The organism is Pseudomonas weihenstephanensis, assembly GCF_001043055.1.
GTDB classification, from domain to species: Bacteria; Pseudomonadota; Gammaproteobacteria; order Pseudomonadales; family Pseudomonadaceae; genus Aquipseudomonas; species Aquipseudomonas weihenstephanensis.
Genome location: NZ_JYLF01000001.1, coordinates 153,163 through 167,444, shown reverse-complemented (window position 1 = coordinate 167,444; position 14,282 = coordinate 153,163). Strand labels below are relative to the sequence as shown.

Here is a 14,282-nt window from a genome sequence, read left to right as displayed (position 1 = left end):
CACCTGTAAAACCCACGGACTCCAGCGTTGCTACCTGCCCCCCACGGCACGCACGCCGCTGCGATTCCTCAGAGTTTGTCCAAATGCCTGTGCTCGAAACCCCTTTCGCCCAACTCCAGTTGATCCGCCAGCCAGAACAACAGAATGAGCCTTTACAGGCTTTTGATGCGGCGGATGAATATTTGCTTAACCACCTTGCCGAACAGGCGCTGCCTTCTGGCAGCCGCGTTCTGGTGCTCAATGACAGTTTTGGTGCACTGGCTATCAGCCTGGTTAGCACGATGGACGTTACCAGCAGCAGCGACTCATGCCTCGCCATTCAAGCCCTGGAAAAAAATCTGTCGCGTAATCACCTCGCGTTTGATGCGGTCAAGGTCACGCCCGCCAGCGAACCTCTGGTGGGGCCTTTCGACTGCGTGTTGATCAAAGTCCCCAAGACACTCGCACTGCTTGAAGAGCAACTGATTCGTTTACAAGGTCAATTGGGGCCCGGCACCCCGGTGATCGCTGGTGCCATGGTCAAACACTTGCCACGTGCTGCGGGGGATCTTCTGGAGCGCTACATCGGCCCGGTTCAGGCCTCTCTGGCCGTGAAGAAAGCACGCTTGCTGAGCGCGCAGGCGCAAGCCAAGCCCCTTTTCATATCGCCTTATCCGACGCGTTATCGCCTGGATGATCCGGCCATTGAACTGCTCAATCATGCCAACGTGTTCTGCCGGGAAGACCTGGACATCGGCACGCGCGCTTTCCTCCCGCATCTGCCAAAAAACCTGGGTACAGCGCGAGTGGCCGATTTGGGCTGTGGCAATGGCGTATTAGCCATCGCCAGCGCACTGAACAACCCGGATGCTCATTACACACTGGTCGATGAGTCGTTTATGGCAGTGCAATCTGCCCGTGAAAACTGGCAGGCGGCATTGGGCGATCGTGACGTGATCGTGCGGGCTGATGACGGTTTGGCAGGCCAGGAACCCCAGTCTCTGGACGTGGTGCTGTGCAACCCGCCGTTTCATCAGCAGCAAGTAGTGGGCGACTTTCTGGCGTGGCGCATGTTCCACCAAGCCCGCGATGCGTTGGTGGTTGGTGGCGCGCTGTATATCGTCGGCAACCGCCATTTGGGCTACCACAGCAAGCTGGCCAAGCTGTTTCGCGGCGTAGAACAAGTGGCCGCCACGCCCAAGTTTGTGATTCTAAAAGCGCGCAAATAAACGCTGATCCCTTTAGTGGCTGCCCAAGCACGAAGGCTGCGAAGTAAGGTTGTGACCCATCGCAGCCTTCGCCTCGTACAGCGACTACGGCGTTGCCGGCAGCCAAGCAAAAAAAACCCGCCGAAGCGGGTTATAAATCCGTGCTGCAAGGCAACGGGATGGGAAGTCGGTTGCTGCCTGATCAGTGGGTTTTCATACCCGCCGCCGACATGAACAAACGGACCAGCATGGCAAACACCGCCAGGCTCGCCACGCTGGCGGTCCAGATCACCAGCAACCAGCCAATGCGTTGCCACAGCGGCTTTTTCTCGCACTCTTGCACGTCGTTTAGATAATCTTTTCCGGCCATGTTCAGGCACTCCTCTGAAGGAAATGGCTGCGGCCCTCAGGCCGCAGCAGGCACGTCTAGTGGTAGCCGTCTTCGTGGGTCACCTTGCCGCGGAACACGTAGTAGCTCCAGAAGGTGTAACCCAGAATGAACGGAATGATGAACAAGGTCCCCACCAGCATGAAACCCTGGCTTTGCGGCGGCGCGGCCGCGTCCCATATTGAAATCGAGGGGGGGATGATGTTCGGCCACAAGCTGATGCCCAAACCGCTGTAACCCAAAAAGATCAGCACCAGGGTCAACAGAAACGGCGTGTAATGGGCATTGCGGGCAATCGCTTTAAGCAGGCCATACATCGTCACCAACACCAGAATCGGCACCGGCAAGAACCAGAACAGGTTCGGCAAGGTAAACCAGCGCGCGGCGATGTCTGAATGCGCCAACGGTGTCCACAGGCTGACAACGCCCATCAAGACCAGCACAGCCAGTGCCAGCGGGCGACCCAGTTTGTGCATGCGCGCTTGCAGGTGGCCCTCGGTTTTCATGATCAGCCATGTGCAGCCCAGCAAAGCGTACGCCACGATCAGCGCAATCCCGCAAAACACAGTGAAGGGCGACAGCCAGTCCAGTCCACCGCCGGCATACTGGCGATTGACCACCGGGATGCCGTCAATGAAGGCACCCAGCGCCACCCCTTGGAAAAAGGTCGCCGCCACCGAGCCGCCGATGAACGCCTTGTCCCAGATATGACGCTTCTCGGCACGGGCCTTGAAGCGGAACTCAAAAGCCACGCCGCGGAAGATCAAGCCAATCAGCATCAACATCAATGGCAGATACAACGCTGACAACACTACCGAATAGGCCAGTGGGAAGGCGCCAAACAACGCCGCGCCCCCCAATACCAGCCAGGTTTCGTTACCGTCCCAAACGGGGGCAACGGTATTCATCATCACGTCGCGATCTTGCTCGCCCTTGATGAACGGAAAGAGGATGCCGATCCCGAGATCGAAACCATCCATCACCACGTACATCATGATCCCGAAGATGATGATGATTGCCCAGATAAGTGGCAGATCAATACCCATGACTCAATTCCCCTTATTCAGGCTGTCGCTGTGGCCTTCTTCTGTACCCTCGTGGGCAGCAGACAAAGGACGGGCAGGCGTGCGTTGCTGGCCTGGACCACCGGAGGGGTGCTCATCACCTTCATGGGTGATCGGGCCTTTGCGCACCAAGCGCATCATGTAACCCAGCCCTACACCAAACAGTGAGAAGTAGACCACTACAAACATGATCAAGGTGATGCTCATCTGCGCCACGCTGTGGTTAGACGAGGCATCTGCGGTGCGCATCAAACCGTACACCACCCACGGTTGGCGACCTACCTCAGTGGTGAACCAGCCCGCCAGAATCGCGATCAGCCCCGACGGCCCCATCCACAACACCAGGCGCAAGAACCAACGATTCTCGTACAACGTGCCACGCTTGCGCAGCCACACACTCCACAGTCCGATGAAGATCATGATCATGCCCAGCGCAACCATGATGCGGAAGGTAAAGAACACGATGGTCGAGTTGGGACGGTCGGCGGCCGGGTAGTCCTTCATCGCCGGGATTTGTTTGTCCAGGCTGTGGGTCAGGATCAGGCTGCCGAGGTAAGGAATTTCAACCTTGTAATCGGTGGTTTCGGTTTTCATGTTCGGGATGCCAAACAGGATCAGCGGCGTAGGCTCGCCGGGCTTGTTTTCCCAGTGGCCTTCAATAGCCGCGATTTTGACCGGTTGATACTCAAGCGTATTCAGACCGTGAGCATCACCGATAAACGCCTGAACCGGCGCAACCACCAGGGCCATCCACATCGCCATGGAAAACATACGACGAATGGCGGGCGTATTGCGGCCTCGCAGCAAGTGCCACGCACCGGATGCACCGACAAAAAACGCTGTCGCGACAAAGGCAGCGGTCGCCATGTGCGCCAAACGGTACGGGAACGAAGGGTTGAAGATCACCGCCAGCCAATCCACCGGGATCACACGGCCATCGATGATTTCAAAACCTTGCGGGGTCTGCATCCAGCTGTTGGACGCCAAAATCCAGAACGTGGAGACCAATGTGCCCAAGGCCACCATCGCGGTCGAGAAGAAGTGCATCCCTCGGCCCACGCGGTTCCAGCCAAAGAGCATGACGCCCAGGAAACCGGCTTCAAGGAAGAAGGCCGTGAGCACTTCATACGTCAGCAGTGGCCCGGTCACCGCCCCTGCAAAGTCGGAAAATTGTGACCAGTTGGTACCGAACTGATAAGCCATGACCAGACCGGAAACCACGCCCATACCAAAATTGACAGCGAAAATTTTCGACCAAAAGTGATACAGATCGCGGTACGTGTCGTCACGGGTTTTCAGCCACATCCCTTCGAGCACCATGAGGTAACTGGCGAGACCGATAGTAATGGCGGGGAAAATGATGTGAAACGAAACGGTAAACGCGAACTGAATTCGGGCGAGATCTAAAGCCTCCAAACCGAACATAAGCCTTCCTCTATCAGGTATCAGGTCGTTCAGGACACGGGCACGGGCCTGTATCCAACTGTCCCGCAGGCTCTGGCCACAGCGAATCAGCGTTCGCTCTTTTAACCACAGCGCAAAGGGGATCTGGCCGGCTGGCCATTCCAAATAAAACGCGAGACGTTTTGATCTGGATCAAGCATTGCTGAAAGAGTAGTCCATTCCGGGCAGGCGGCTAATGTGGTTTGTTGTCGCGTGACAGGTTGTCCCAGGCCCCGAAATAGACCTTTGCAGGAACGATAGGTAATCAATAAAGACTCATTGGCGCCTAACCGTTTGTCAGCTTTTAGACACCCTCTGCGCGTCATTACTTGTTACAGATTAATGATAATCTCGCGATCTCCCTTGCCAGCACTCACGGCTTTTAGATGATCTCCCCGCCCTTGTTGCTTCGCCATCACCGACCGTTCATCGCCTTTTGGTTTGCGCGTATTTTCACTGCCAGTGCGTTTCAGATGCTGACTGTGGCCATTGGCTGGAACCTCTATCAACTCACCGGCAATGTGATGGACCTTGGCTGGGTCGGGCTGATCGAGTTCGCCCCGCGCGTCATGTTTATGCTGCACACCGGGCATGTGGCGGATCGCTATGACCGGCGCAAGGTGGCGGCGTTATGCCAAACCCTACAAGGCATGATTGCGCTGACGCTGGCCATCAGCAGCGCTACGGGCCATGTCACGCGGGAAATGATCTTCATCCTGGCGTTTTTGCTGGGCAGTGCACGTTCATTCGAGATGCCGAGCACACAAGCACTCTTGCCTTCCATCGTACCGGTGAGCCTGTTTCCACGGGCGGTCGCTGCCGCGCAGGCAGCACAACAATCGGCAACCATTATTGCCCCGGCGTTTGGCGGGTTGCTGTACGCCTTTGGCAGTGTGTGGGTATATGGCCCTTCGGTGGCGCTGTACGTGATTGCCGCGTTGCTGATGAGCAACCTGCCAGCCCGTCAGGCCGCTCTTAATAAAGGCAAAGCCACGCTGGACTCATTACTGGGGGGGATTCGTTTCATCCGCAGTCGCCCTGATGTGCTCGGCGCCATCTCTCTGGACTTGTTTGCCGTGCTACTGGGCGGGGCAACGGCGCTGTTGCCGGTATTTGCCAAAGACATTCTGCTCACTGGGCCTTGGGGCCTGGGCATGTTGCGCTCAGCCCCTGCCGTAGGCGCGCTGTTAATGTCGTTGTGGCTTGCGCGGTTCCCCGTGGAGCGCAAGGTCGGGCGCATCATGTTCACGGCTGTCGGTGTATTTGGGGTCGCAACCATCGCGTTCGGGTTGTCGACCTCATTCTGGTTTTCAATGGCGGTGCTGGTAGTGCTGGGTGCAGCGGACATGATCAGCATGGTGATCCGCGCCTCGTTTGTGCAGCTCGAAACCCCGGATGAAATGCGTGGCCGCGTGAGCGCAGTCAATGGCCTGTTTATCGGCGCCTCGAATCAGCTCGGTGAGTTTGAGTCAGGGGCCACCGCCCACTGGTTGGGCACCGTGCCGGCCGTGGTGCTGGGCGGCATCGGCACATTGGTGGTGACCGGGCTGTGGATAAAACTGTTCCCCGGGCTGGCTAATCGCGACCGGATGGTCGAAGACAAAAATCCGTAATCACCGTATGCGCGGGCTGTGAATGGGGATTACGGATTGAGGGGACTTTAAGAGATCGCGCCGTGTTGGAAAAAAGCGTTGCTTCGCAGCCTGCGGCAGCGACTACCGTATATCGAGGCTGGCGCTGAGCCGGTCATGCGGGGGCACCAACGAAACGTTACTGAACTCAAACCTGCCGCCATCGGTGTTACTGAACGTGAAGGTGTGAAGGTAACCAACGGTGCTTCCTGCACCATTGCATACCACTAAACCTTCGGCCTGGTTGCATAGCGGGGCGCTTTCGCCTTTCAACCTTTGGCCGTTGAACGTGACATTGGGCTGAGGGTTGCCATAGCCGCGTTCCAATACATAGACGTGCACCTCTGTACCGTGGTGCTCGCGCACAGTACGCGTCTTGCTGCCTACCTCCTCGTCAGCGCCCTTAACAGAGGTCACCTGCAGGATTTCAATGCTGTCCAGCCGGGTCGCTGGCGCAGCGCTTAAACCCACACTCATAAACAGGCTGAAACAAGCTAAAACAGATTTAAATGTGCGCGTCATAAGTCCCCCGAAAAACTGGCACACAGTATGCCTGTCACCTGCGCGTTACAAAACATCGGCCCACACCAAAACCAAAGCAGCCATACGTCGAAGCTGCTGGTATGATGCGCGGCTTTTTCCGACAGACAGAAAATCTTCAGGCGTTCAAGGTCTGTGCTTTGCTGTTGAACACGATTTAATTACGGCGCCTGGGGCGCCACGGGGACTGGCATGCTGGAAAGGCTGTTTCAACTCAAGGCACACAACACCAACGTGCGTACCGAGATTCTTGCGGGTATCACCACGTTTCTGGCAATGGCCTACATCCTGTTCGTCAACCCGAGCATTCTGGGCGAAACCGGCATGGATAAAGGCGCGGTGTTTGTCGCGACCTGTCTGGCGGCCGCCATCGGCTCAGCAATCATGGGCATCATCGCCAACTACCCGATTGCATTGGCACCGGGCATGGGCCTGAACGCCTTCTTCACTTATACCGTGGTGCTGCATATGGGCCACACCTGGCAAGTGGCGCTGGGTGCGGTCTTCATTTCTGCTGTGCTGTTCTTTCTGTTGTCGATCTTCCGCATCCGCGAATGGATCATTAACAGCATTCCGCTGCCCCTGCGCTCAGCGATTGCTGCCGGTATCGGCTTGTTCCTGGCGTTGATCGCACTGGGTAACGCCGGCATCGTGGTGGCCAACAAGGCCACGCTGGTAGGCATGGGCGACTTGACCCAACCCAAAGTCATTCTCGCCTCGCTGGGCTTTGCCCTGATCGTGGCACTTGAAGCCATGAAGGTACGCGGCGCCGTGCTGATCGGCATTCTGGGCGTGACCGTGGCCTCCATCGTCATGGGCGTGACCGAGTTCGGTGGCGTGATGTCGATGCCGCCTTCGCTGGCCCCCACCTTCCTGCAACTGGACATCAAGGGTGCGCTGGACATCGGGCTGATCAGCGTCATTTTCGCCTTCCTGTTCGTCGACCTGTTCGACAACTCCGGCACCCTGATCGGGGTTGCCAAGCGCGCGGGCCTGATGGGCAAAGACGGCCACATGCCGAAAATGGGCCGCGCCCTGATCGCTGACAGCACCGCGGCCATGGCCGGTTCACTGCTCGGCACCTCGACCACCACCAGCTACATCGAGTCGGCAGCGGGCGTGAGCGCCGGTGGCCGTACCGGCTTAACTGCCATCGTGGTCGGCATCATGTTCTTGCTCGCCCTGTTCTTCTCGCCACTGGCGGCCAGCGTACCGGCATTCGCCACCGCGCCTGCCCTGATGTTCGTGGCCGTATTGATGATGAGTGGCCTGGCTGAAATCGAATGGGATGACGTGACCGTCGCCGCGCCGGTGGTCATCACCGCTCTGGCAATGCCGTTTACATACTCCATCGCCAACGGCATCGCCTTCGGCTTTATTTCCTGGACCGTGATCAAGTTGCTGTCGGGCCGCGCACGCGAGCTGAACGCGCCGCTGATCATTCTGTCGGTTCTGTTCGTGGTCAAGTTGGGTTGGTTTAACGCATGAGTGCCTTGCCGTTTGATTCTGCTACTTACGCCGTAGAACTGGAGGCCAAGGCCAACCGTCTGCGCGAGTTGCTGGCGCCGTTCGATGCCCCAGAACCTCAAGTTTTCGATTCGCCATTGAAAAACTTCCGCCTGCGCGCCGAGTTCCGCTTGTGGCGCGAAGGTGGCGAGCGTCACTACGCGATGTTTGCCCCTGAAGATAAACGTACGCCAATCCTGATCGAAGACTTCCCGATTGCCAGCCTGCGCATCAATCAACTGATGCCACAGCTCAAGGCCGCCTGGAAAGCCAGTTCGGCCCTGAGCCACAAGCTGTTTCAGGTCGAGTTCCAAACCACGCTGGCGGGCGATGCGATGGTCACCTTGTGCTATCACCGCCCGCTGAACGAGCACTGGCAAACGGCCGCCGAGCAACTGGCCAAAGACCTCGACATCAGTGTCATTGGCCGCTCGAAGGGCAAGCGTATCGTCATTGGTCGCGATCACGTCGTAGAAAAGCTCGAAGTCGCTGGCCGTGTCTTCAGTTATCAACAACCGGAAGGCGCCTTCACTCAGCCTAATGGCACGGTCAACCAGAAGATGCTCAATTGGGCGTACGACGCTTTGGGCGAACGGGCGGATGACCTGCTGGAGTTGTATTGCGGCAACGGCAACTTCACCTTGCCGTTGGCCACCCGCGTGCGCAAAGTGCTAGCCACCGAAATCAGCAAGACCTCGGTATATGCCGCACTGAACAACCTTAGCGACAACGCTGTGGATAACGTCACCTTGGTGCGCTTGTCGGCCGAAGAGTTGACCGAAGCCCTGAATGAAGTACGTCCGTTCCGCCGCTTGCAAGGCATTGACCTGAAAAGCTACGACTTCGGGAGCGTCTTTGTTGACCCGCCGCGCGCAGGCATGGACCCGGACACCTGCGAGCTGACCCGTCGCTTCGACAATATCCTGTACATCTCATGCAACCCGCTGACCCTGGCCGAAAACATCGCTCAACTGCATGACACTCACCGCATTGAGCGTTGTGCCGTGTTTGACCAATTCCCGTGGACGCACCACATGGAATCGGGTGTGTTGTTGGTTCGCCGGTAAACGCTTCGCGAGGCTGATAAGCGCGGGGCGTCTTGTAGCAGCTGCCGAGGCACGAGGCTGCGATCGAGCGCGTAGCGGTCGTATATCTGACCGCTGCGCCACCTCTGGCACATCGTGACCGTCAGGTTTTACGGCGGCTCTGCCGCCGATCACAGCCTCACAGTACTCGTCAGTTCCTACATGTTTCACGCAAGCGCCCTACCCCCCTCAAGATGGTTGAAAATAGCCCGCCATTTGCTGCAAATCTCCTTCGTTCAATAACCCCGCGTAGTACCTGAGTTGTACACGCGCCAGCAAGTAGGCATACCGCGCCTCGGCCAAGTCGCGTTTGGCACTGAACAACTGTTGCTCGGCATCCAGCACATCCAGGTTGACCCGCTCACCACCGCGTACGCTTTTGTACGTTGCTTGCACGAGCGCACTCGCTGACTCCACTGCCATTTCATAAGCCCGGACTTTGGCCGCCGCACTGCTGCTGAGATTGAACTGCTTGCGCAGGTCTACCAATGTTGTCGCCGTCTGCGCGTCTAATTCGTACTGCGCCTGGGACAATTGCCGCGCCGCCTGACGCGTCGATGCTGATACCGAGCCGCCCGCAAATAACGGCACGCTCAGTTGAATGCCCACGCTGTTGGTGTCGTATTTCTGGTTGTAGGTGCTTTCAGAATCCGAGCTAGTCTGTCGGCTGCTGGCGTACAGGCTGAGTTTAGGAAAATGCCCGGCACGCTTACGCTCCACTTCGTACTCAGCCGAACTCAGTGCGTGATGCTGCGACGCCAGTTCAGGGTTATTGGCCAGCGCCAGTTCGCGCCAGTTTTCAAACCGCTGAGGCTCCAGCGGCTGAATGTTGAAATGCGCCACCAACGGATCAAGTTGATCCACTTGCAACGGCTCACCGAGCATCGCCTCCAACTCACGCAAGGCAACGTCCTGGTCGTCTTGCGCCTCGATCTCTTGTGCCACGGCCATGCTCAGGCGTGCCTGGGTTTCCAGCACATCGGTGCGCGTGCCTTCGCCACCTTTGAGCAAGCGCTGATTGAGTTGCAAGCGCTCGGCAAAGGCCCGCTTCTGCGCCCGGCTCAGTTCAATGCGCTCCTGCGCCAACAACGCCTGGCTGTAGGCACTCAATACCCGCACCAACAGGTATTGGCTTTTACTGCGAAAACGCTCATCGGCAAACAATGCCTGCGCCGCACCTTGTCGCAAGCGGGCATAGGCTTCGTAGTCCAGTAGCGGTTGTTGCAAGGTCAGAGTCGAAGCGTAGCTGCGGTAATCGCGGTCTGTACGGGTGCTGGCCTGGGTCACTTCAGAGTCGTTACGCGAGTTGGTGTAGTTCCACGTCAACGTAGGTAACAACGCGGAACGACCGAGGGCGCGGTTCTCCTCCCCTGCCGCCCGTTCTTCGATCGCGGCTTGAAAGGTCGGATCGTTATGCACAGCCAAGTCGTACGCTTGCAGTAACCCCAATGCGTGAGCCGATCCCGTCGAGATCACGCAGACGATCAATAAGGCAGCACTCAATCGACACGTGCTCATTCCTCCACCATCGCCATGTGCGTACGGTCGAGCAACGGTTTGAACAAATAATTGAGCATCGAGCGCTCGCCTGTACGGACAAAGGCTTCTACCGGCATGCCGGGGCGAATCTGCAAACCGGCCAGTTGCGCCATACCGGCTTCGCTGACTTGGGCACGCAAGGTGTAATACGGCTCGTCGGTGCGTTCATCCACTTGACGGTCCGCCGACACCAGCGTGACTTCGCCCGCCACCCGCGGTGTGGTGCTTTGGCTGAAAGCAGAGAACATCAGCTCAACCGGCAACCCTGCGTGAACCTTGTCTGCCAGCTCAACCGGCACCCGTGCTTCGACCAGCAAAGGCTCGCCTTGGGGCACGATTTCCATTAATGCCTGGCCAGGTTTGATCACGCCGCCTTCGGTAAACACGTCCAGCCCCACAACGATGCCGGATGCCGGGGCGCGCAGTTGGCTGTTGGCCAGTTCAAACTCTGCCGAGGCCAGCCGGTTACGCAGGTCTTCGGTACGTACACGGGTCTCAGCCAATTGCGTACGCACCTCTTTCTGGTACTCCTCGGCCAGTTGACGAATTTTGAGACGCATTTCCTGAACTTGACGCTGTAATTGCCCGATACGGCCGTAGTCTTCGCTGATCGAACCCAGCACTTGCGCATACACGCGTTCACTGTCTAGCAGGCGGTTGCGCGGGATGTAGCCATCACGGGCCAGTTCGCGCAGACCCTCCAATTGCTCGGTGAGGGCGCTGCGTTGCAGCACTTTATTGGCCTGTGAATCTCGCACCCCACGCAATTGCGCCTCTGCACCCGCAATGCTTTCACCTATACCCTGCTGATCGAGCAGTAACGCCTGACGCCGACTGCTGAACAACTGTCGTTGCAACGTCAGGTTTGACGCAATTTCAGGGTCGTCCTTGAGCGTCAGCAACTGAGGTTGAAAGGTCACATTCGCAGCACCATCGCCCTCGGCATTGAGTCGTGCCTCACTGGCCAGCGAGCCATAAAACTGGCTGCGCAATGATTGCGCCTGCCCCAGCAGCGGCGTCTCCTTAAGGCGGATCAGTACCTGCCCGGCCGTGACCTTGTCGCCATCGCGCACATCAATTCGTTCAACGATCCCGCCCGTGGGGTGTTGCACCACTTTGCGGTGGCCCGACACCATGACTTTGCCTGAAACGGCGACGCCTTTGTCCAAAGGGGCGAAGGCCGCCCACCCTAAAAACCCGACAAATCCCCCAATCATCAGCAGCCAACCCAGGCGCGAATAAAGGGTGTCGTCCAGTTGCAACACGTTGCTGTCCACCGGCTTTACGTTTGAACGGCTCATGCTTTGCCCGCCTCCACCGTGCCAAGGCGGTAACTCACATTCATCGCCGGTTTCGGCGCCGCAGCTTTGACCGGTGCGGGTGCACCGAGCACCTTGGCTGTTGGACCAAAAGCTTGCAGTTGCCCGTCGCGCAGGATCAACAGTTGGTCCGTGAGGGTCAGCACATTGGGTTTGTGAGTAATCAAAATCAACGTTCGCTTAAGGGTTTTGAGGTGGGTAATGGCCTGCAACAACGCCTGTTCCCCCGCTTCATCCAGGTTGGAATTAGGCTCATCGAGCACGATTACCGCGGGCAAGCCATACAGGGCACGTGCCAGACCGATACGTTGTTTCTGCCCCCCCGATAACCCGGCCCCCCCCTCGCCGAGGCGGGTTTCGTACCCTTCGGGCAGTTGCAGAATCAGCGCATGCACCCCGGCCATTTGCGCCGCGGCCAACACCTTGTCGGCGTCCACCTCTGCGAAGCGTGCGATGTTTTGTGCGATGGTCCCGGCAAACAGCTGGATGTCCTGGGGTAAATAGCCCAGATACGGCCCGAGTTGGTGCTTGTCCCATTGCGCTAGATCGGCGCCATCCAGTCGGACTTTGCCGCTCAGCGGTTGCCAGACACCCACCAGTAACCGCGCCAGCGTGGATTTACCGCAGCCCGAAGGCCCAATGATCCCCAGCACGTGCCCGGCCGGCAGGGTAAAGCTCAGGTTGGCCAGCGTGGCGCGGCGCGTACCCGGCGCACTGGCCCCCAAGTGCTCGACAGACAATTCACCGCGTGGCGCAGGCAATGCCATGCGCGCGGCCCGCGGGGGATGGGCATGCAGCAGGGCTTCGAGGCGTTGATAGGCCAGACGGGCGCAGGTCCATTGCTTCCAGACACCAATCAATTGGTCGATAGGGCCAAGCACCCGGCCCATGAGGATGGAACCCGCAATCATCATCCCCGCCGTGATTTGCCCTTGCACCGCCAGCCATGCACCCAGCCCGAGCACCAGCGATTGCAGGGCCAGTCGCACACCTTTAGACCAGGCCGTGACGGTCGCGGTCTTTTCGCTGGCCAGGTTCTGCTGCGCCAGAAATGCGGTGTGCTGCGCCAGCCAACGCCCGCGCAACGTGTCGAGCATGCCCATTGCCTCTATCGCCTCGGCGTTGCGCAGGTGCGCGCTGGCCTGCTGCGTCGCCTCGACAGAGAGTTCACTGGCGGCTTTCAACGGACCTCGCGACACCCGCTGATTGATCCACGCCAGCGCCATCAGCACCACGGCGCCACCCAGCGCCAGTAACCCGAGCCAGGGGCTGAACAGGAAAATCACGAGCAGATACGCCGGGAACCACGGCGCATCGAAAAAGGCGAACAACGCATTACCGGTGGCAAACTGGCGCAAGCTCGTCAGGTCGTTCAGTGCCTGCCCGGCGGCCGGGCTACCGGTGCGTAACTGCGCTTCAAAGGCCGCGTCGTACACCCGTTGATTCAGGCGCATGTCCATTTGCGTGCCGAGGCGGATCACCACCTGGCTACGCACCCATTCCAACGCACCCATCAGGCCAAACAGGCCGAGGATCATCAGCGTCAGCATCAACAGGGTCATTTGATTGCCCGACGCCAGCACCCGGTCGTACACCTGCAACATGTACAGCGCCGGTGCCAGCATCAGTAAGTTGATCACGGCCGAAAACAGCCCGATGTTGAAAAATGCACGCTTGTAGGCCGTCAAGGCAGCCAGCATCTCATTGGCGACGTGGGCTTTGGGCCGGGTCATGAAGGTATTCCGTGAGCGAAGAACCAACAAAACCGCGCACACCGGGGGGAGCGTGCGCGGCATAACGGTGCTCTTGCAGTGGCTGCGTCAGGCGCGAAGGTCGCTCCAGCGTATGGCGCCTTCAGCGTTGGGCAGCAACGACAAGAACCAGGCGGGTGTTACGCCGCCAACGCCCAGTCTTGGGCCACGTCTTGCACACCCACCAGACCGATGTCGGCCGCCAGCGATGCATCGGCGTGAGCCAGGCCAGCCGCTGCCAAATCGTCGAAGGTGGATTCGGTAGACAGGCCAAACTCGCTCAGCAGGTTGTTGAGGGCACCTTCCAGACCCGCAACGTTGCCTTTCATCAAGCCGTAGATCACGTCCTGTACGGCGTTGCCTGCACGGCCTGCGTCGCTGGCGGCGGAGAGGTCGAGGCCGTTGAAGGAAGCGATATATTGGCCCAAACCAAAATCACTGCCATCTCCACCGGTCAGACCTGTGCCCAATGTGACGGTATCCAACTCGCCCCATAGGTAGTGGTTCATGTTGTCGCCAGGGGAGACTTTCGGGTTGAATACATAATTGAGGCCGTTATCGGTGTCGCTGCCGGCAATAAATGCATAGTCCGAGCTATTGGCACCGTGGGTGGCATATTGTTCACCGCTCATTGCACGCCCGCCGGTATTAAATCCCCCGGTATTACCTGCGCCATGACCGGCAGTATTGAACCCGGTCGACCATACACTCAATGCCTCATTAACCGAGAGCGCACCAAAATCAGAATTGTAAGTAATCGAAATAGTCATACCTAAACCTTTTCCTTGGAGAGTTAGTAATACCACGCACTCAAGTGCGCCTTTTGCTC

At 58.3% G+C, this 14,282-nt stretch carries 12 protein-coding genes; 4 read left to right on the top strand and 8 right to left on the bottom strand.

Going from position 1 to position 14,282, the window contains the following annotated elements; genetic code table 11:
• Positions 1 to 83: 83 nt before the first annotated feature.
• Positions 84 to 1,208 (top strand): methyltransferase, encoded by a 1,125-nt coding sequence (locus TU86_RS00855; RefSeq protein ID WP_048362429.1) that lies wholly within the window; start codon positions 84 to 86, stop codon positions 1,206 to 1,208.
• Positions 1,209 to 1,389: 181 nt separating this feature from the next.
• Here TU86_RS00855 and TU86_RS00850 read toward each other — a convergent pair whose 3' ends face one another.
• The 3 genes from TU86_RS00850 to TU86_RS00840 are packed head-to-tail and all read right to left on the bottom strand — an operon-like array spanning position 1,390 to position 4,064.
• Positions 1,390 to 1,557 (bottom strand): DUF2474 domain-containing protein, encoded by a 168-nt coding sequence (locus TU86_RS00850; RefSeq protein ID WP_048362428.1) that lies wholly within the window; start codon positions 1,555 to 1,557, stop codon positions 1,390 to 1,392.
• 56 nt (positions 1,558 to 1,613) lie between these two features.
• The gene (gene cydB, locus TU86_RS00845) at positions 1,614 to 2,621 is read right to left on the bottom strand and encodes a cytochrome d ubiquinol oxidase subunit II (protein ID WP_048362427.1); all 1,008 of its coding nucleotides are present in this window, start codon (positions 2,619 to 2,621) and stop codon (positions 1,614 to 1,616) included.
• 3 nt (positions 2,622 to 2,624) lie between these two features.
• Positions 2,625 to 4,064, bottom strand: a complete 1,440-nt coding sequence (locus TU86_RS00840; RefSeq protein WP_048362426.1) for a cytochrome ubiquinol oxidase subunit I — start codon at positions 4,062 to 4,064, stop codon at positions 2,625 to 2,627.
• A gap of 404 nt (positions 4,065 to 4,468) precedes the next feature.
• On the opposite strand from TU86_RS00840, the gene TU86_RS00835 reads away from it, so the two are divergent.
• A complete protein-coding gene (locus tag TU86_RS00835; RefSeq protein ID WP_048362425.1) occupies positions 4,469 to 5,695 on the top strand; it encodes an MFS transporter in 1,227 nt (408 codons plus the stop codon).
• 102 nt (positions 5,696 to 5,797) lie between these two features.
• Here the strand turns inward: TU86_RS00835 and TU86_RS00830 are convergent, their stop codons facing one another.
• On the bottom strand, positions 5,798 to 6,235 hold the full coding sequence (locus tag TU86_RS00830; RefSeq protein ID WP_048362424.1) for a DUF4879 domain-containing protein: 438 nt from the start codon (positions 6,233 to 6,235) through the stop codon (positions 5,798 to 5,800).
• A 210-nt stretch (positions 6,236 to 6,445) separates the two neighbouring features.
• Here TU86_RS00830 and TU86_RS00825 point away from each other — a divergent pair, with 210 nt between their 5' ends.
• Complete coding sequence (locus TU86_RS00825; protein ID WP_048362423.1) at positions 6,446 to 7,741, top strand: NCS2 family permease; 1,296 nt, start codon at positions 6,446 to 6,448, stop codon at positions 7,739 to 7,741.
• Positions 7,738 to 8,826 (top strand): tRNA (uridine(54)-C5)-methyltransferase TrmA, encoded by a 1,089-nt coding sequence (trmA, locus tag TU86_RS00820; RefSeq protein ID WP_048362422.1) that lies wholly within the window; start codon positions 7,738 to 7,740, stop codon positions 8,824 to 8,826. The genes TU86_RS00825 and trmA overlap by 4 nt, the downstream gene beginning before the upstream one ends.
• A gap of 207 nt (positions 8,827 to 9,033) precedes the next feature.
• Here the strand turns inward: trmA and TU86_RS00815 are convergent, their stop codons facing one another.
• The 4 genes from TU86_RS00815 to TU86_RS00800 form a co-directional block, all read right to left on the bottom strand.
• Positions 9,034 to 10,362 (bottom strand): TolC family outer membrane protein, encoded by a 1,329-nt coding sequence (locus tag TU86_RS00815; RefSeq protein WP_048362421.1) that lies wholly within the window; start codon positions 10,360 to 10,362, stop codon positions 9,034 to 9,036.
• A complete protein-coding gene (locus tag TU86_RS00810; RefSeq protein ID WP_048362420.1) occupies positions 10,359 to 11,684 on the bottom strand; it encodes an HlyD family type I secretion periplasmic adaptor subunit in 1,326 nt (441 codons plus the stop codon). Before TU86_RS00810 ends, TU86_RS00815 begins: the two co-directional genes overlap by 4 nt.
• Complete coding sequence (locus TU86_RS00805; RefSeq protein WP_048362419.1) at positions 11,681 to 13,435, bottom strand: type I secretion system permease/ATPase; 1,755 nt, start codon at positions 13,433 to 13,435, stop codon at positions 11,681 to 11,683. The genes TU86_RS00810 and TU86_RS00805 overlap by 4 nt, the downstream gene beginning before the upstream one ends.
• A gap of 158 nt (positions 13,436 to 13,593) precedes the next feature.
• Positions 13,594 to 14,223 (bottom strand): heme acquisition protein HasA, encoded by a 630-nt coding sequence (locus TU86_RS00800; protein ID WP_048362418.1) that lies wholly within the window; start codon positions 14,221 to 14,223, stop codon positions 13,594 to 13,596.
• Positions 14,224 to 14,282: the final 59 nt, after the last annotated feature.